Below are 16,650 nucleotides of genomic sequence, written 5' to 3'. Positions count from 1 at the left end.
CCCGTGCGGACGAAGCAGCAGCTGACCGAGGACATCCATCGTGAGCGGCGGGCAGTGCTGGTGGTGAACGCCAAGTCCCGGCGGGGCAGGCAGTTCTACCAGGACGCACACGCCCGGCTGCTCAACGCCGGCTTCAAGCTGCTCGGCGCGTACGCCGTCGAACGCGACCTGGAGCAGAGTCTCCAGCAGGCGATCGACCTGGGGCCGGACCTGCTCGTGGCGGGCGGCGGCGACGGCACGATCAGCACGGCCGGCCGGATGCTGGCGCACCGCGACATGGCACTGGGCCTGCTGCCGCTCGGGACGACGAACAACTTCGCGCGTACCGTCGGCATCCCGCCCGACCTGGACACCGCTGTCACCACGATGACCGAGGGCCTGGTGATCGATGTGGACCTGGGGATCGCCGGGGACATGCCGTTCACCAACCACGTGGGCATCGGGCTGTCCGCCGAGGTGATGACGAAGGTGCCGAGCAGGCTCAAGAAGCGGCTGGGCCGGCTCGCGTACCCGATCACCGCGCTGGGTCTGATGACCCGGCACCGTCCGCTGCGCGCCACGGTACGCGCGGACGGCCGGGAGATCGTCTTCACCACCCATCAGGTATACGTGGCGAACGGCGGTTTCCACGCCGGCCGGCCGATCACCGCGGACGCGCACGCTGACGATCGGCTTCTGGTCGCGTACCCGGTCGGTGGGGCGACCCGCAGGGAGCTGTTGCGCGAGACGGCGCGCAACGCGCTGACCGGCCATCGCCGCACGCTGCACGAGCGCCCGTTCCTCGCGGTGAACGAGCTGTGGCTGGAGACCGACCGGCCCGCGGCGGTCGAGGTCGACGGCGAGCCGTGCGGGCAGACGCCGCTGCGGATCGCCCTCGACGCGAACGCGCTGCGCATCATGGCGCCACCCGGCACGCCGGATCTTTAGCGGGCCCTTCCGGCTGATCGTGGCACCGGGCGACGGCGCCCGCTCAGGGCCGCTCGCCGAGTTCGCCGACCACGGCGCGACCGGTGACGGCGGTAGTCGCGGTGAGCATGCCGGCTCGGCCGGCGTCGGTGTCCTCGACCAGGTAGCTCCGCTCCCCGAGGTATTCGAGCGTCGCCCTGTCGAAGATCCATTCGGTACGCTCGCCGCTCTCGACGAAGGCGACGGCGATGCCGGACCGGCCGGTGGCGTCGACCGAATCCGGCACCAGCACCACCCCGGGGATCTTCGCGGCGGCCCGGTAGAGCGCGGCGTTGAGTTCCGGATCCAGGACCGACTCGGCGAGGGTGTCCCCGATGAACGTGAACGCCCTCCCGGCACGTGAGTTGCCCTGCCCGGCGGTGTCCTTGTAGATCTTCTCGAGCAGCACGTCCGGGTCGGTCGGAAGGTCAGCGGCTCGCGCGTTGCTGATCGCGTCTTCGAGCCGGATCCGTTTGCCGCGCTCCACGACCAAACCGTCGCCGTCGTCCGAAACTGGCAACCAGATCTCCCGATCATGAACCTTGGCCAGCCTCGGCGCCTCGCCGTCGCCTGCGCTGGTCCAGGCGACGCGGCTCTTGATGTACACGTACTGGCCTGCGGCGACCCCGATGTCCGGCGTGGCAGCGGCCATCAGCGCGACCCGGTCCAGGAACGCGGCGGCACCCGCCTCGCCCCGCACCACCTGGATCACCGGAGCGGTCTCGAAGCCCTCGCCCATCAACGACGAGCGCAGGGCAAAGCCACCGGCGATCGCGACGGCCAGTACACCCGCCGCGATCGGCACCGCGGCAAACACCCAGCGGCGGCGGGGAGCCGGTGCCACCGGGCCGATCTCAGCGAGAAGGTGCGCTCTGAGCTCGTGGTGACGCCCGGCGGTCATCCGCGGGTCACCGGCCGGCGGCAGCAGACGGGCCAGCTCGGTCAGGTCATCGTGGTGGGGTGACGTGTCGTTCATCGGTAATCCTCCTGTACGGACCGGACCGATGCGGCGCGGTCACCCCATACCTGTCCCGGGCCGGCGGCCGGTTCCTCCTGGTTTTTCGGGCGCGCCATCTCCGCCTCGGCCAGAGCGCGCAGCCGGGTCCGGGCCCGTGACAGCCGTGACCGCACCGTGCCCACCGGAATGCCGAGCGCCTCCGCCGCCGCCGCGTAGTCGAGCTGCGACCACACACAGAGCAGGAAGACCTCCCGCTCCCGGCGCCGCAGGCCACGCAGCGCGGCGGCAGCTGCGGCCAGCTGGTCACCGTCGTGCAGCCGGCCGACCACCTCGTCGGCGAAGTCCGGAACGCTGGCGGCGACCGGGACCCGCAGCATCGCCGCCTGGTGCCGCCTGGCGGCCCGGCGCCGGTTGCGCAGGACATTGGTGGCGATGCCGAGCAGCCACGGCAGCACGCTGCCGCCCTCCGGCCGCAACGTGTCCCGGACCCGCCAGGCCTCCAGGAAGGTCAGCGACACCACGTCCTCGGCGCCCGCGTGCCCGCCGTCCACCCGGGCGGCATGGCGGTAGACGGCTCTCGCGTGTTCGTCGAACATCCGCCCGAAGGCGGCGGTGTCACCGGCCCGGATCCGGGCACGCAGTTGTTGAGTCACACCCTGTTCCTGTCCGCTCGGCGCCGCGGGTTCCCGCCGGAATGTCAGCCTCTGAAGAATCGGGTGCCGTGCGGTTGACGCCACTCGGCGCGCCGGATCTTCAGCGGGACCATAAGCAAGATCACCCGACACGCCGATCACATCATCTGGGGTTGCGTGTTTCTGACGCCCTCCATATATGGTGTCTCACGCAGCTGGTTCGGGCGGCCGTCAGGACGCGCCCGAGGCAAGAGGGAATCCGGTGCGACACCGGAACTGCCCCGCAGCGGTGAGTGGGAACGACCGCCGTCAACGAAGCACTGGATCCACCAGGGTCTGGGAAGCGACGGCCAGTAGGAGGCTGGAAAAGCCGCGCCCACGAGTCCGAAGACCTGCCAGCGCGCCGCACGCCACCGGTGTGCGGCGGTCGAAGGCCGCGTGGGACGGCCGACGCCAGAAGCCGGCCGCTGCTGCGCGCCCGGCGGCGTCCTCCTGCGCATCCGACGACCTGTCGAGAGGGCGCGAGGAGAGGGCATGACGCTCACACCGGAAAAAGCAGTGCCGGACAGGATCGCTGTTCCGGAGCAGCGACGGCACGCCATGCAGGTGCGCAAGCGCAACGGCGAGACCGAGCCGGTCGACGTCAACAAGATCGTCACCGCTGTCGAGCGCTGGGTCGCCGACCTGGACGAGGTGGACCCGCTGCGGGTCGCCACCAAGACCATCAGCGGCCTCTACGACGGCGCGACCACCGCTGAGCTGGACAAGCTGTCGATCCAGACGGCTGCCGAGCTGATCAGCGAGGAGCCGCAGTACTCGCGCCTGGCCGCCCGGCTGCTCGCCACCTTCGTCGAGAAGGAGGTCAGCGAGGAGGGCGTCACGACGTTCAGCGAGTCGATCAAGCTCGGTCACGACGAGGGCTTGATCAGCGACGACACAGCCGGATTTGTCGCGAAAAATGCTGCACAACTCGACAGTGCCGTCAACGACGACGCCAACCTGAAGTTCGAGTACTTCGGACTGCGCACCGTCGCCGACCGATATCTCCTCCGGCACCCCACCAAGCGGACGATCATCGAAACTCCGCAGCACTGGCTGCTGCGCGTCGCCTGCGGCCTGTCGCAGAACGTCGACGAGACGATCGGCTTCTACCGCCTGATGTCGTCGCTGGCCTATCTTCCCAGCTCACCAACGCTGTTCAACTCCGGCACACGGCACACCCAGATGTCGTCGTGCTTCCTTGTCGACTCCCCCAAGGACGAGCTCGACTCGATCTACGAGCGGTACCACCAGGTCGCGAAGCTGTCGAAGTTCTCCGGCGGCATCGGCATCTCCTGGTCACGGGTACGCGGCCGGGGCGCGCTGATCCGCGGCACCAACGGCAGGTCGAACGGCATCGTCCCGTTCCTGAAGACCCTCGACGCGGGTGTGGCGGCGGTCAACCAGGGCGGCCGGCGCAAGGGCGCCGCCTGCGTGTACCTGGAGCCGTGGCACCCGGACATCGAGGAGTTCCTGGAGCTGCGGGACAACACCGGCGAGGAGTCGCGCCGCACCCACAACCTGAACCTGGCGAACTGGATCCCGGACGAGTTCATGCGCCGGGTCGAGGCCGACCAGGACTGGTCGCTCATCGACCCGTCGGATGCCCCTGAGCTGCCCGACCTCTTCGGGGCCGAGTTCGACGCGGCTTATAAAGCAGCAGAGAAAAAAGCTGTCAAAACCGTCAAGGCCCGCGATCTGTACGGCCGGATGATGCGTACCCTCGCGCAGACCGGCAACGGATGGATGACGTTCAAGGACCCGTCCAACCGGCTCAGCAACCAGACCGGCGCGCCCGGCAACACGATCCACCTGTCGAACCTGTGCACCGAGATCCTCGAAGTCAACTCGGACGACGAGACCGCGGTCTGCAATCTGGGTTCGATCAACCTCGGCGGGCACGTCACCGCGGACGGTGTGGACTGGGAGAAGCTGCGGGCCACGGTGCGGACCGCTGTCACGTTCCTGGACCGGGTCATCGACATCAACTTCTACCCGTCCGACCAGGCCGCGAAGTCGAACCCGCGCTGGCGGCCGGTCGGCCTCGGCCTGATGGGGCTGCAGGACGCGTTTTTCATGCTGCGCCTGCCGTTCGACTCCGCCGAGGCTCGCGAACTGTCCACCCGGGTCCAGGAGGAGATCTTCCTGACCGCCCTGGAGTCCTCGGCTGTTCTCGCTGAGCGGTTCGGGCCCCATCCGGCGTACCCGGAAACCCGTGCCGCAAAGGGTGACCTGCACCCTTACCTCTGGGGTGTCACGCCGTCGCAGACGGCGCGCTGGGACGCTCTTCGCTCGAAGATCGCGACCAGCGGTCTGCGTAACTCACTGCTCGTCGCGATCGCGCCTACGGCGACGATCGCGTCCATCGCCGGCTGCTACGAATGCATCGAGCCGCAGGTCAGCAACCTCTTCAAGCGCGAGACCATGTCGGGCGAGTTCCTTCAGATCAACACCTATCTGGTACGGGAATTGAAGGCCCGAGGACTGTGGACGGCCCCGATCCGGGAGGCGATCAAGCGGGCTGAAGGATCGGTGCAGGGCATCAACGAGCTGCCGGCCGAGGTCCGTGAGCTGTTCCGCACCGCGTGGGAGCTGCCGCAGAAGGCTTTGATCGAGCTGGCCGCCGCCCGCGCGCCCTACATCGACCAGTCGCAGTCGCTGAACCTGTTCATGGCCGCGCCGACCATCAACAAGGTCTCCTCGATGTACCTGTACGCGTGGAAGGCCGGCCTCAAGACCAGTTACTACCTGCGGTCGCGCCCCGCGACCCGCATCCAGCAGGCGACCGTCGCAGTGAGCGCCCCGGCAGTGGCACCGGTGCAGGTCGCACCGGTGTCGCTGATCCCGGCGCTGACCGAGGCCGAGATCTGCTCCCTGGAAAACCCCGAATCGTGTGAGGCCTGCCAGTAATGCTGCTCGACCCTGGAATGGACCTGACCCTGCGGCCGATGAAGTACCCGCACTTCTTCGACCGTTTCAAGGACGCCATCAAGAACACCTGGACCGTCGAGGAGGTCGACCTGCACGGCGACCTCGCCGACCTGGCCAAGCTCTCGCCCGCCGAGCAGCACCTGGTGTCGCGGCTTGTCGCGTTCTTCGCCACCGGTGACACCATCGTGGCGAACAACCTGGTGCTCAATCTGTACCAGCACGTCAACTCCCCGGAAGGCCGCCTGTACCTGTCGCGGCAGCTGTTCGAGGAGGCCGTGCACGTCCAGTTCTATCTGAACCTGCTGGACACGTACGTCCCGGATCTCGACGAACGGGCAGCCGCCTTCGCCGCCGTGGACAACATCCCCTCGATCGCCCGCAAGGCCGAGTTCTGCTTCAAGTGGATCGACTCGGTCTTCGAGCTGCGGACGCTGGAGACCAAGGAGCACCGGCGGGCGTTCCTGCTCAACGTGATCTGCTTCGCGGCCTGCATCGAGGGACTGTTCTTCTACGGCGCCTTCGCGTACGTCTACTTCCTGCGCTCGCGCGGCCTGCTCCAGGGTCTCGCCTCCGGCACCAACTGGGTGTTCCGCGACGAGAGCATGCACATGGCGTTCGCGTTCGACGTGGTCGACCAGGTACGCGCCGAGGAGCCGGACCTGTTCGACGCGGACATGGAGCAGCAGGTCCGCGACATGCTCTCCGAGGCCGTCGAGTGCGAGGTCCAGTTCGCCGCCGACCTGCTCGAACAGGGCGTCTCCGGCATGTCGCTCACGGACATGCGCGAGTACCTGCAGCACGTCGCGGACCGGCGGCTCGAAGCGCTCGGCATCGCGCCGGTGTACGGCAGCAAGAACCCGTTCGCCTTCATGGAACTGCAGGACGTGCAGGAGCTGTCGAACTTCTTCGAGCGGCGCGTCTCGGCGTACCAGGTGGGCGTGACCGGGAGCGTCAGCTTCGACGACGACTTCTGACCCACCCCGCCGCGATCTTGTTGAGTTGTACGAAGACGGGGCGGACGAAATCAACAAGATCGGGATCGGCACAGGAAACGCCCCGGGAGATCGGCTCCCGGGGCGTTTCGGTCCTGTGCGGTTCGCTTAAACGGATGCCTTCTCGTCGGGCGACTCGCCGGCCGCCGCGGCGGCCTCCGCCTCGGCGATGATCCGGCGGTCCTCCTCGGCGTGGCTGCGGTACTGGTTGATCGAGTAGACAAGTGCCGCGGCCCAGGCCAGGTAGATGACCGCGTAGAACGTGTAGCGAACCGCGTCCGGCGCGTCGATCCAGTCGCTGCGCAGCAGGGACCGGGTGTTGGTCAGGATGATCAGACCGCCGACCGCGGCGCCGAGCACCCGCGGCGGGATGTGCCGGACCAGCCAGGCCGCGATCGGCGCGGCGATCACACCACCGATGAGCAGGGCCAGGACCCAGCCGTAATCGATGCTCTCGTCGCTGAGACCCCAGATGAAGCCGAGGCTCGCGGCGACCGCGATGAGGAACTCGCTGGTGTCGATCGAGCCGATCGTCTTGCGGGGTTCGAGCCGGCCGCTGGCCAGGATCGCCGGCGTGCCGACCGGGCCCCAGCCGCCGCCACCGGTGGCATCGACGAAGCCGGCCACGACACCGAGCGGCGCCAGGAACCGCTTGCGCAGCGGCTTGCCGAGGTTGCCCTTGGGCAGGCCTTGGAAGGTGAAGCGCACGAACACGTAGAGGCCGAGTACCAGCAGGATGAGCGCCATGATCGGCGCTGCCGTCTCGGTCGACAGGCTGGACAGGAACGTCGCACCGGCGAAGGCGCCGAACGCGCCCGGCACACCGATCTTGAGGACGACCTTCCAGTCGACGTTGCCGAACTTCCAGTGCGAGAAACCGGAGACCAGCGTGGTGCCGATCTCGGCGAGGTGCACGGTGGCCGACGCGGCAGCCGGGTTCGTGCCGATCGCGAGCAGGAGTGTGGTCGAGGTGACGCCGTACGCCATGCCGAGCGAACCGTCGACTAGCTGAGCGCCCAACCCGACGAGGGCCAGGAGGAGGAGTTTCTGCATGTCTCTACCGCCAGTGGTGGATGGGGTGGATACCTGCTGGGACTGTCCACAAGGCTGCCTTGCCCATGTGGCCTGCATTTCCTATTTAGTAGATCGGAGATTATAGGTCACGGTGGCGCTCTGCAAGCGTTCGTTCACTGATGGCAGGATGAGGGCATGGCTGACGCTGATGACGTGCGCCGCCTCGCGCTGGCGCTCCCGGAGACCGTCGAGATCGACAGTGATGGATTCGACTTCCGGGTGGCGAACAAGGGTTTCGTCTGGTCGTACCCGGAACGCAGGCCCGGAAAGCCGCGCGAGATCCGCACCGACGTGGCAGTCCTCTACGTGGGCGACGAGGCCGAGAAACAGGCGCTCCTGCTCGGCGAGCCCGCACTCTTCTTCACCACATCTGGGTACGACGGACTGCCGCTCGTGATGCTCCGCCTGCCCGAGGTCTCGGCGAGTCGCCTGGAAGAACTGATCACCGACGCCTGGCGGATGCGGGCACCGGCCGAGGTCGCCGACGCGCTCGACTGAGCGTTCGCTGCCAGATGTTACTTGTGGGTTGCCTGTGCTACTTCTGTTTGATTAGGTAAGCCTCACCTAATAAGGGAAGGCTTCAATGTCTCTGGAAGTGGACGGCGTCAAGAGCGCCGTGGAAATAACCAGCCATGTCGATCTGGAGGTGCTGGCCGACGTCTACCGGCGCGTCCACGCCGCCGATCTGCACATGGTCGACCACAGCGACCCGTCGCTGGAGGACCGGCTGCGCTGGACCGCCGAGGCGCCCGGCTTCGAAGCCGCGATCGGCTATGTGGACGGCCAGGTCGCCGGAACGGTGATGGGCTGCCCGCTGCCGCCGGACACCCTGTGGTGGCGTGACCTCACCGACGTGACCGACCCCGAACTCGCCGTCGAGTGGGAGGGCCGCACCTTCGCGGTGTGCGAGGCGTTCGTGCTGCCCGAGTTCCGCAAGCACCGGCTGGGCGTACGCATGATGTCCGAACTGCTGGACAGCCGCTCCGAGGAGCGGGTGTCCCTCGCGGTGACCGAGACGAACACCCGGGTCTGGCACGCGCTGCAGCGGATGCGCTTCCAGCACGTCGGCGACCTGGTGCCGTTCCCCGGCTGGCGCTCCCACCGAATGCTGGTGCGAGCCCTCCCCCTGCGCAGCTCCCGCTGAGCGGTTCGGGCGCCGGATCGTGGAGACCGGCGCCCGGAAACAGCCTTACGACTTTTCCTCAACGGCCTTACGGCTTCTGAGCGGCCTTACGGTAGGCGAGCAGGCCCAGGATCAGGCCGGCCAGACCGGCGACCAAACCGGCGATGCCCCACGCGGAGCTGCCGCTGCTGGTGTCGTCGGACGACTCCTCGGCGACCGGGACTACGGCAGCGGTCGACGGGCTGGTTGCCTCGGCGCCGGCAGCGGTGAGCTTCAGGACCGGGGCCGGGAGTTCCGGCTCGGTGCCGTCGGTGGTGGGCTCGTCGATCCAGCGCACGATGTTGCCGTCGGAGTACGTCTGCAGCGCCTTGAAGACCAGCTGGTCGGTCTCCGGCAGCGGGCCGAGCGAGACGTCGAACTCCTGGAACGTGCCCGGCTTGATCTCCGAGTCCTTCGCGGCGGTCCAGGTGATCTTCGAGACCGCCTCGGTGAGCGGGCTGCCGTGCACCTCGACCGGCGTGGTCAGCTTCGTCTTCTCAGCGACCGCGGTCCAGCCCGGAACCGGCTTGATCGACACCGAGCCGATCGGGCTTTCCGCCGGCAGGCTGACCTCAAGTTTCGTGGTCGACGCCGTGTCACTCTCGTTCGGCACCCGGAACGACACCTTGGTGTAACCACCCTGGGTCGCGGTGCTCGGGTTGACCGTCACGTGCGCGGCGGCGGGGGAAGCCACGGCCAGCACGAAAGCGGCCGCCACGGCGGAAATGGCGGCGGTACGGCGGAGAACTGCAGTATTCATCAGGAGACCTTTCACGCCTTCAGGGAAATCACGCCTTGCGGCGACGGACGAACAGGAAACCGGCCAGGCCGGCGAAAACGAGGACTGCGATGCCGGCGATCCACGCCAGAGCGGACGACGAGCCGGAGTCGCTTGCGGGCTCCGCATCGATGACCGCCGGAGCCGCGGAGACCGGCGGAGCAGCCGGCTCAGCCGACGGCGACAGGGACGGTGCCGCACTTGTCGGCGCCACGTACGACGGGTCGTCGAGGGTGAACTTGTACGAGCCCTTCACCGTGTGGCCGTCGGTCGAGACGACCTGGTAGGCGACCGTGTAGACGCCGTTGGCGAGCAGCTCGTCGAACGTCACGCTCCCGGTCGCGCCGTCGATCTTCGGGTCCGACGTGGCGACCTTCTGCTTGTCCGCGTCGCTGACCGAGATCACCGTGTAATCCGGGTTCAGCTTCTGCAGGAACTTCAGCGTGACGCCGTCCGGCGCCTTCTTCAGTTCGGCGTTCTTCGCCGGGGTCGCCTCGGTCAGCGCGTTGTGCGCGAAGGCCGGCGCGCCGGGCAGCAGCACGGCGACCATCGCGGCCAGCGCGATCAGGAGTCGAGGAACCGCTCGCCGATCCACCCGCCCTCCGAGCAGCCGGGCGGGATGGCGAAAACGGCGGATCCGATCGGTGTCGTCCATTCGTTCAACAGGTCCTTCTCAGCGAGTCGCCGTTGGATGGGCAGGTACTGGCGGGCGATGTCAGCTTGGTACGAGGCGAAAATGAGCCCGCTGTCGGGTCGCCCCGCGGAGTCCGGCGCCTCGTCGTAGTTGTACGGCCGCCGCAGGATCTTGAACCGCGGATCGGTCATGTGTGCCCTGGTCACGTGCGCGAAGTCCGGCATCACCGGCAGCCCGGTGTCGTCGACAGCAGTGAAGTCCGGCTCGTCGTGCTCGGCCGTTCCGGTCAGCGGCGCGCCGGAATCCATCCGTCTGCCCACCGCCGCCTCCTTGTCCGCGACGCTGAGCAGGTCCCACGTCTCGATCTCGGTGCGGATCCGGCGGACCACCACTGTGGTGCTGTCGTCCGGCGCCCAGACCGCGGTCTCCATCGCCGCGTCCTTCGGGTTCGCCGTGCCGTCCAGCTGGCCGAACACGTTGCGCTGGGTGAAACCGGCCGCGTGCACACCCGGGCTGCGGCGGAACCCGCGCTGCACCCAGCGGACCGCGGCGAACGGCCGGGCATCCTTGATCAGCATCCGCTGGGCGTGCGTCACGGTCAGCGCGTCATCGGCGCAGATCTGGAGCAGCAGGTCACCACCGGACCAGCGGTCCTGAAGCCGATCGATCGAGAAACCGGGCAGGTCGGCCACCGCCGACGTCAGCCCGGCGGCCCGGTAGAGCCCCGGGCCGAACCCGAACGTCACGGTCAGCGCGGCCGGCAGCACAGCGAGCTGCGCGTCCGTATCACCCAGAGCCGGCTCGCCCCGGGTGAGGCGGGCCACGTCGTCGGTGAGCAGGCGCAGCATCCGGCGCAGGGTGTCGCGGCCGGAACCCCGGTTCAGCGTGAACGCCACGAACGCGGCATGCGCCGGAGGCTCCGTGGTGACTCCGGCCTGGCGGTTGCCGTGGAAGGGGGTGGTCGCTTCACCCGTACCCACGCTGGGGAATGAAGCCGGCACCGGGTCGCCTGGCCGGACCACCAGTGCCGCGCCGCCGGCGGCGGCTGCGCCGAGGCCGGCCACCGCTCCTCCGGCGAGTAGGGCGCGGCGCGCGAGTCTCACGAGTGGGCGCTCGCGGCCGGCATGGTCATGCCCGGGTCGTAGCTCTCCTGAGCGCCCGCGAACGGCTTCGCGACAGCGGTGAACGCGACCGTGCCACCACCCGCGAGAGTGAGCGTGAACGCCAGCTCGTCACCCGGCTTGACCGCGGCGGACGGGCTCATCAGCATCAGGTGGTCGCCGCCGGGCGCGAGCTCGTGGGTGGCCCCGGCCTTGATCACGAAGCCGCCTTCCTTGGGCTCCATGACCATCTTGCCGTCCTTCATCGCCATGGTGTGCAGCTCGATCGGCGAGGCGGGGGAGGTGGCGGATTGGATGGTGATGTCGGCTTTGGTGTCGTTGACCAGAGTGGCGAAGGCGGCGGTCATGCCGGTGTCGGCGGCCTTGACCCAGGGGTCGCGCACGGTGAGGGTTTGGGTGCTGGTTCCGCTGCTGTTCGTGCTGCTGCTGTTTGCGCTGCTGCTTTTCGTGCCGCTGCTGGCTTCGGTGGCTTCGCTGTTTGTGCAGCCTGCCAGGCCGCTGAGAGCGAACGCTGCGGCTACTGCCGCGACAACGGCAGAGCGGGTACGGCGGGACGGGGCGACAGTCAGCATCATCTTCCTCAGTGCTCGGGATCGCCCGTTAGTCGCCGCCCGAACCCGGTTGGTTCCCGAGACTTCAGACAACTTGAGCCGCGACCACCAGCACCCCCGGAAGCCAGCTGTCGACCAGGGCCGGCTGAACGCCACGGCCGCCGCCACGTACAGCCGGCAGCCCTGAGCGACAGCCACCACCCAGCTGAACACCACGGCCGCCGCCACGTGCAGCCGGCAGCCCTAAGCGACAGCCAACCCCAACCGGCTGAACACCACGGCCGCCCCCACGTGCAGCCGGCAGCCCTAAGCGACAGCCAACCCCAACCGGAATAACGCCACGGCCGTTACCACGTACAGCCGGCAGCCCTCAGCGACAGCCAGCTCGAACCGGTGCTCTGGGTCCGGTTCGCCCCGATACGGTGGTTCGCTCGTCGAGATCTTGGTGAGTTTTGCCCAAATAGCGGCCACGAGTCGCCTAGATCGCGAGGCCTACAGCCCGAAGGCCATCCGCCCGGCCGACCGCCCGCCCGCGGCGCCGACTGTCCGCAGGGCAGACAGGGACCGGCGGGTTATGGCGGGTCGCGGGGGGCCGACTTTCCGCGGGGCAGACCGCCCGTAGGGCCGACTTTTCTGCGGGGCCGATCGCCCGCAGGGTCGGCTTGGGCTCATGGTCACGCGGGTGCTTCGCGGCCAACAGCAACCACCCAGCTGAACACCACGGCCGCCACCACGTGCAGCCGGCAGCCCTCAGCGACAGCCAACCCCAACCGGCTGAACACCACGGCCGCCACCCCGTACAGCCGGCAGCCCTCAGCGACAGCCAACCCCAACCGGCTTAACGCCACTTATAGCTCGGCGGAACTCGGCACCCGGCAGTCAGGAACTCTTCTGCAGGCGGGACAGGGTGTTCAGCAGGCGGTCTACCTCGTCGGCGCTGTTGTAGGCGTGGAAACTCGCCCTCACCGACGCCGTCTTCTCGCCCTCGGGGGCCTGGCAGTGCTCGTCCGCGCGGACCAGCAGCCCGTCGGCCGCCAGGATGAAACCCAGGTCGTTCGAGCTGATCTCGCGGTGCCGGAACGCCACGATGCCGTGCCGCTGCTGCACCGGGGAATCTGCCAGCAGGCTCTGCTGGCAGCCCAGCACCTCGAACGCCGGCAACCGCGACAATCCCGACGTCAATCGCACGCCCAGCGATCGGTTCCAGGACTCGATGCGGGACAGGCCAGCCTCGTCGAGCCAGTCCATCGCGGCGGCCAGGCTGATGATGCCGCTGGTGTTGGGTGAGCCGCTCCAGCCCGCCGGGACGAAGGCCGGGCCTCGGGTGTTGCGGGACCAGATCGCCCCGGTTCCGGGCAGGGCCATCGCCTTGTGGCCGGAGAACACCACGAAGTCCACGTCCAGCGACGCCACCGACAGGGGCAGGTGGCCGAAGCTCTGCGCGGCGTCCAGGCAGATCGGCACGTCGGGGGCGAGGGCGCGCAGGCGGTGCACGTTCATGTCGTTGCCGTACACGTGGTGCACATGGGTGGCGGCGATCAGCCGGGTACGCGGGCCGACCTCCAGCGTGCGGGTGGCGTAATCGTGTGCCGTGTCGTACGGCAGAGCCCGGACCGTGGCCCCGGACAGCGCAGCCGCCTCCTGCCAGGGCATCAGGTTCGCGGTGTGGTCGGCGAACGGCACCAGGATCTCGTCGCCGGGACGCAGCTGTGGGAGCAGCCAGTCCCGGGCCACGGCACGCAACCCCTCGGTGGTCCCACTGACGAAGTGCACACCCGAAATATCCGAAAAGTCGGATAAGAACGACCGGAGTCGTGAAGCCGCCGATACCAGACGCGCCGTAGTCCGATTAGCCCACGGATACGTCCCCCGAGCAGCATTAGCATTCTCAGTAGTCAAATAGGAAAAAGCGGCATCAAGCACAGCCTGCGGCTTTTGCGAAGTAGCCGCATTGTCCAGATAAGCTATATCAGGATTCCCGACGATCATCGGAAACTGAGCCCGTATCCCCCGGTGCCACGATGACATGCTCAGTCCCGCACCAACGGCGCCCCGGCATCCCGCCAAGCGATGATCCCACCCGCCAGCGACCGGGCGTCCGGATGCCCCATCCGGGTGAGCAGCGCCGCGAAAGCCGCCGACTTCTCCCCCACCGGACACACCAGCACCACACGCTGCCTCCGGCTGAAGGGCAACCCGGCACTCAGCATCGTCTCGAAAACGTCCTCACCGATGTTGATCGAGCCGTCGATGTGCAGTGCCTGATAGGCATAGGAGCTGCGCAGATCAATGACGAGACACCCGTCCAGCGAGGCACCCACCGAGACCGACGGCGCCTCGGCGATCTCATCAGCCGACAGCGACCCGAGTGAGTTCGCCCGCGCCGGCCTCCCGAACAAACCCGGCCGCCGCTCCCGCAGATAACTGATGTAGCTCTCCACCCGATCACACACGATGAAAACCGCGGACCGGCGCGACGTCAAAGACCCATCAATCGTACGCAAATAGCGCACCGCCCCCTGATAAGCCCCGCCCCCGGTAGGCCCGGACAGCGTCCCGCAGCGCCGCACCAGCGTGAGCAGCCCGTCGATCGCCTCGTCCGCGCTGATCGTCTCGATGGCGTCATACGTGCCCGGATCGAAGAGGCCGACCTCGTGCACCTCGTCGATGGTCCGGATGCCGGGGATGAAGTCGCTCTTCGCGGCGACCAGCCCGACGATCGTGGTGTCCGCCCCGTGTGCCCGCAGCGCCCGCGCCACCCCGGTCGACGAGCCGGCCGTGCCGACGCAGGCGACGAAGTAATCAGGCGCCTGCCCGTCCAGATCCTTGACGATCTCCTGGCCGGTGCCGGAGAAGTGCGCGTCGGCGTTGCGCTCGTTGAAGTACTGGTCGGTGTGCACGTACCCTTCGCCGCTGGTCTGCAGCGTGCGGTACATCCGGGTGAGCGGGTCGTCGGTGTCCGCCGGGTCGAGGCACTCGGACCGGCCGGGCAGCTCGTCGATCTCCGCGCCGAGCAGCAGCAGGAGATCCTTGATCTCCGGGATCTTCATCCGGTTGGTGACGCTGCGGAACGGCAGGCCGTACATCCCGGCGAGCAGCGCGAGCGCTTTCGCGGTGTTGCCGCTGGAGAGTTCGACGACGGTGTCGCCGCGCCGGACCGCGTCGCCGAGCATTGGGCGCAGCATGCTCCACGAGGCCCGGTCCTTCACCGATCCGAACGGGTTGAGCAGCTCCAGCTTCGCGTAGAGGTCGATGTTGCGCAGCCCATGCACCTCGGGGTCGATCCGGACCAGCGGCGTGTTCCCGATGGCTTCCGTGATGTCGTCATATTTCATGAAACCTCCGGATGCGAGTGGAGCGGTGGCTGCGAATGGATCGGCCAGTAGTTCTCGTCAAGACGCCACGACCACGTTCCGTCACCGGCCCGGACGACGGCCACCTTGCGGCCCTGCGGCGCCAGCAGCGCCTCGGTCGCGGTGAAATCCATCAGGTACCCGGCCGTGTTCACGAACGCCAGCAGGTCGCCGGCCTCCGGCCGCCTCGGCAGAAAGACCTTGCGCCGGGTGATCAGGTCCGACTCCAGACACAAATTCCCGAGCAGGAAAACTCCCTCTGGGCGACTCGCCGCCGGCTTTCTCAGGGGTACGAGTACGGGGTCCATGAGTACGCCGTGCTCCTCCACCGACACGTCCCGGGCGTTGCAGTCCAGACGCACCAGCACGTCATCGCCGTCGTCGCGGACTTCGAGCACCCGGGCGACGGTCAGCCCGCACTGGTCGAGCAGGGCCCGGCCGGGTTCGACGTCGAGGTCGTACATGTGGTCCAGCAGCAGCTCGCCGAGCGGGCGGCGCCGGTCCGGTGCCTCGGTGCCGAGCAGCGTGTCCAGGTAGCCGGCGCCGGCGACCGGGCGGTACGCGGGATAGAGGGCCAGTGAGCCGCGCAGGGTGCCGGCTTCGGCGCGTAGCCCGTACCCATGTCCGCCCCAGGTCAGCGGCGGCCGGTTGCCGAGCACGGCCTGGGCCAGCTCGGAGGTGTACCGCTCCCATTCGGCCGGGTCGGCCAGGTAGTTCACGCCGAAGCCGCCGCCGATGTCCAGCGACCACGGGCGCAGTCCCCGCGCACGGCACTCGTCCAGCGCCGCGAGGCAGCCCTCCAGGGCCACCGCCTTCTCCCGCACCTCCACCGTGTCCAGGTGGTACGCGACACCGACAAGCTCCACGTGGTCACCGTGTTTGCCGAGCAGGTCCAAGGTTTCGGTGAGCAGCCCCGCCGCGAACCCGAAGCGGCTGCGCCTGCTCTGGACCCGTACCCCCGAGGATTGAAAGCGCGACAGGCGCACCATGGCCCGCGCCCTCGGCAGCCGGAAGGCTGCCACCAGCGAAGCCAGCTCGCTCAGCTCAGCCGGTGAGTCGGCGTTGACGATCACGCCGGTGCGGGCGGCGAGCCAGAGGTATTCGCGGGTCTTCGGGCCGGTCGCCATGATCCGGTCGGGGGTGAATCCGGCGCTGAGGGCGTGCTGGAGCTCGCCCGCCGAGGCTACGTCGACGCCGGCCTCGGTCGCGGCGAACTGCCGCAGCAACGCCGACGAGCGGTTGGCCTTGTGTGCGAAATAGATCCGCCCGTTGAGGCGATGCCTTCGGTACGCGTCGCGGAAGGCGGCGACGTTCGCGCTGACACGCTGCGGAAGGACCACGTTGAGTGGTGAGCCGAGGCCGTCCACCAGTCGTCCCAGCAGTTCGCCGTCATCGAGAACGGTTTGGGTGAGCGGATCGATTCTCGGTTTCAGGAACAGCATCGTGGCGACTCCCGGGGAGGTCTCTCCGGCGCGTTCCC

16 protein-coding genes and 1 riboswitch are annotated in these 16,650 nt (G+C 68.2%); of the genes, 6 read left to right on the top strand and 10 right to left on the bottom strand.

The annotated features are described in order from the left end of the window. The first annotated feature begins 3 nt into the window (after nucleotides 1-3). The gene (locus ACQP2E_RS09750; protein ID WP_433830020.1) at nucleotides 4-927 is read left to right on the top strand and encodes a diacylglycerol/lipid kinase family protein; all 924 of its coding nucleotides are present in this window, start codon (nucleotides 4-6) and stop codon (nucleotides 925-927) included. Between the two features lie 43 nt (nucleotides 928-970). Here the strand turns inward: ACQP2E_RS09750 and ACQP2E_RS09745 are convergent, their stop codons facing one another. Further along, on the bottom strand, nucleotides 971-1,921 hold the full coding sequence (locus tag ACQP2E_RS09745) for a CU044_5270 family protein (protein WP_433830018.1): 951 nt from the start codon (nucleotides 1,919-1,921) through the stop codon (nucleotides 971-973). After that, nucleotides 1,918-2,556 carry an RNA polymerase sigma factor gene (locus ACQP2E_RS09740; RefSeq protein ID WP_433830016.1) on the bottom strand — a complete coding sequence of 213 codons (639 nt, stop codon included), beginning with the start codon at nucleotides 2,554-2,556 and terminating at the stop codon, nucleotides 1,918-1,920. The genes ACQP2E_RS09745 and ACQP2E_RS09740 overlap by 4 nt, the downstream gene beginning before the upstream one ends. 178 nt (nucleotides 2,557-2,734) lie before the next feature. Beyond that, nucleotides 2,735-2,949: riboswitch (cobalamin riboswitch) on the top strand. Between the two features lie 120 nt (nucleotides 2,950-3,069). Here ACQP2E_RS09740 and ACQP2E_RS09735 point away from each other — a divergent pair. Both ACQP2E_RS09735 and ACQP2E_RS09730 read left to right on the top strand, forming a co-directional pair. After that, nucleotides 3,070-5,484, top strand: coding sequence for a ribonucleoside-diphosphate reductase subunit alpha (locus tag ACQP2E_RS09735; protein WP_433830014.1), 2,415 nt, complete (start codon nucleotides 3,070-3,072; stop codon nucleotides 5,482-5,484). Continuing rightward, complete coding sequence (locus ACQP2E_RS09730; RefSeq protein WP_433830012.1) at nucleotides 5,484-6,479, top strand: ribonucleotide-diphosphate reductase subunit beta; 996 nt, start codon at nucleotides 5,484-5,486, stop codon at nucleotides 6,477-6,479. Before ACQP2E_RS09735 ends, ACQP2E_RS09730 begins: the two co-directional genes overlap by 1 nt. Nucleotides 6,480-6,605: 126 nt before the next feature. On the opposite strand, the gene ACQP2E_RS09725 is transcribed toward ACQP2E_RS09730, so the two are convergent. Beyond that, nucleotides 6,606-7,550 (bottom strand): sulfite exporter TauE/SafE family protein, encoded by a 945-nt coding sequence (locus ACQP2E_RS09725; protein WP_433830010.1) that lies wholly within the window; start codon nucleotides 7,548-7,550, stop codon nucleotides 6,606-6,608. Between the two features lie 156 nt (nucleotides 7,551-7,706). Here ACQP2E_RS09725 and ACQP2E_RS09720 point away from each other — a divergent pair, with 156 nt between their 5' ends. Both ACQP2E_RS09720 and ACQP2E_RS09715 read left to right on the top strand, forming a co-directional pair. After that, nucleotides 7,707-8,069: an MmcQ/YjbR family DNA-binding protein gene (locus tag ACQP2E_RS09720; RefSeq protein WP_433830008.1), complete on the top strand. Its 363-nt coding sequence runs from the start codon at nucleotides 7,707-7,709 to the stop codon at nucleotides 8,067-8,069. 85 nt (nucleotides 8,070-8,154) lie between these two features. Then, nucleotides 8,155-8,715 carry an N-acetyltransferase family protein gene (locus ACQP2E_RS09715; RefSeq protein ID WP_433830006.1) on the top strand — a complete coding sequence of 187 codons (561 nt, stop codon included), beginning with the start codon at nucleotides 8,155-8,157 and terminating at the stop codon, nucleotides 8,713-8,715. A gap of 67 nt (nucleotides 8,716-8,782) precedes the next feature. Here ACQP2E_RS09715 and ACQP2E_RS09710 read toward each other — a convergent pair whose 3' ends face one another. Genes ACQP2E_RS09710 through ACQP2E_RS09695 form a run of 4 tightly spaced genes read right to left on the bottom strand, consistent with a single transcriptional unit; the run spans nucleotide 8,783 to nucleotide 11,760 of the window. Further along, nucleotides 8,783-9,493 (bottom strand): YcnI family copper-binding membrane protein, encoded by a 711-nt coding sequence (locus ACQP2E_RS09710; RefSeq protein ID WP_433830004.1) that lies wholly within the window; start codon nucleotides 9,491-9,493, stop codon nucleotides 8,783-8,785. 28 nt (nucleotides 9,494-9,521) lie between these two features. Further along, nucleotides 9,522-10,061, bottom strand: coding sequence for a copper resistance protein CopC (locus ACQP2E_RS09705; protein ID WP_433833866.1), 540 nt, complete (start codon nucleotides 10,059-10,061; stop codon nucleotides 9,522-9,524). 14 nt (nucleotides 10,062-10,075) lie between these two features. After that, nucleotides 10,076-11,248, bottom strand: a complete 1,173-nt coding sequence (locus ACQP2E_RS09700) for a Dyp-type peroxidase (protein ID WP_433830002.1) — start codon at nucleotides 11,246-11,248, stop codon at nucleotides 10,076-10,078. Beyond that, the gene (locus ACQP2E_RS09695) at nucleotides 11,245-11,760 is read right to left on the bottom strand and encodes a copper chaperone PCu(A)C (RefSeq protein WP_433833864.1); all 516 of its coding nucleotides are present in this window, start codon (nucleotides 11,758-11,760) and stop codon (nucleotides 11,245-11,247) included. The genes ACQP2E_RS09700 and ACQP2E_RS09695 overlap by 4 nt, the downstream gene beginning before the upstream one ends. Between ACQP2E_RS09695 and ACQP2E_RS09690 the strand changes: the two genes are divergently transcribed. Next, a complete protein-coding gene (locus ACQP2E_RS09690) occupies nucleotides 11,663-12,004 on the top strand; it encodes a hypothetical protein (RefSeq protein WP_433834296.1) in 342 nt (113 codons plus the stop codon). The genes ACQP2E_RS09695 and ACQP2E_RS09690 overlap by 98 nt on opposite strands. Before the next feature lie 692 nt (nucleotides 12,005-12,696). On the opposite strand, the gene ACQP2E_RS09685 is transcribed toward ACQP2E_RS09690, so the two are convergent. From ACQP2E_RS09685 to ACQP2E_RS09675, 3 genes are read right to left on the bottom strand one after another with little or no spacing between them, the layout of a single operon-like run. Then, a complete protein-coding gene (locus ACQP2E_RS09685; RefSeq protein ID WP_433830000.1) occupies nucleotides 12,697-13,806 on the bottom strand; it encodes an aminotransferase class V-fold PLP-dependent enzyme in 1,110 nt (369 codons plus the stop codon). Between the two features lie 41 nt (nucleotides 13,807-13,847). Next, nucleotides 13,848-15,152: a pyridoxal-phosphate dependent enzyme gene (locus ACQP2E_RS09680; RefSeq protein WP_433829998.1), complete on the bottom strand. Its 1,305-nt coding sequence runs from the start codon at nucleotides 15,150-15,152 to the stop codon at nucleotides 13,848-13,850. Next, complete coding sequence (locus tag ACQP2E_RS09675; RefSeq protein ID WP_433829996.1) at nucleotides 15,149-16,612, bottom strand: Y4yA family PLP-dependent enzyme; 1,464 nt, start codon at nucleotides 16,610-16,612, stop codon at nucleotides 15,149-15,151. The genes ACQP2E_RS09680 and ACQP2E_RS09675 overlap by 4 nt, the downstream gene beginning before the upstream one ends. Nucleotides 16,613-16,650 lie beyond the last annotated feature (38 nt).

Origin of the sequence: Actinoplanes sp. CA-015351 (genome assembly GCF_050955685.1) — a bacterium.
Classification (GTDB): domain Bacteria; phylum Actinomycetota; class Actinomycetes; order Mycobacteriales; family Micromonosporaceae; genus Actinoplanes.
This window is presented reverse-complemented; position numbering and strand designations above follow the sequence as displayed.

What these genes read in the sequence shown, in the direction of transcription:
- ACQP2E_RS09745 (WP_433830018.1), bottom strand. Translation starts at nt 1,921, where the DNA reads ATGAACGACACGTCACCCCACCACGATGACCTGACCGAGCTGGCCCGT.
- ACQP2E_RS09735 (WP_433830014.1), top strand. Translation starts at nt 3,070, where the DNA reads ATGACGCTCACACCGGAAAAAGCAGTGCCGGACAGGATCGCTGTTCCG.
- ACQP2E_RS09730 (WP_433830012.1), top strand. Translation starts at nt 5,484, where the DNA reads ATGCTGCTCGACCCTGGAATGGACCTGACCCTGCGGCCGATGAAGTAC.
- ACQP2E_RS09725 (WP_433830010.1), bottom strand. Translation starts at nt 7,550, where the DNA reads ATGCAGAAACTCCTCCTCCTGGCCCTCGTCGGGTTGGGCGCTCAGCTA.
- ACQP2E_RS09720 (WP_433830008.1), top strand. Translation starts at nt 7,707, where the DNA reads ATGGCTGACGCTGATGACGTGCGCCGCCTCGCGCTGGCGCTCCCGGAG.
- ACQP2E_RS09715 (WP_433830006.1), top strand. Translation starts at nt 8,155, where the DNA reads ATGTCTCTGGAAGTGGACGGCGTCAAGAGCGCCGTGGAAATAACCAGC.
- ACQP2E_RS09710 (WP_433830004.1), bottom strand. Translation starts at nt 9,493, where the DNA reads ATGAATACTGCAGTTCTCCGCCGTACCGCCGCCATTTCCGCCGTGGCG.
- ACQP2E_RS09705 (WP_433833866.1), bottom strand. Translation starts at nt 10,061, where the DNA reads ATGGTCGCCGTGCTGCTGCCCGGCGCGCCGGCCTTCGCGCACAACGCG.
- ACQP2E_RS09685 (WP_433830000.1), bottom strand. Translation starts at nt 13,806, where the DNA reads ATGATCGTCGGGAATCCTGATATAGCTTATCTGGACAATGCGGCTACT.
- ACQP2E_RS09680 (WP_433829998.1), bottom strand. Translation starts at nt 15,152, where the DNA reads ATGAAATATGACGACATCACGGAAGCCATCGGGAACACGCCGCTGGTC.
- ACQP2E_RS09675 (WP_433829996.1), bottom strand. Translation starts at nt 16,612, where the DNA reads ATGCTGTTCCTGAAACCGAGAATCGATCCGCTCACCCAAACCGTTCTC.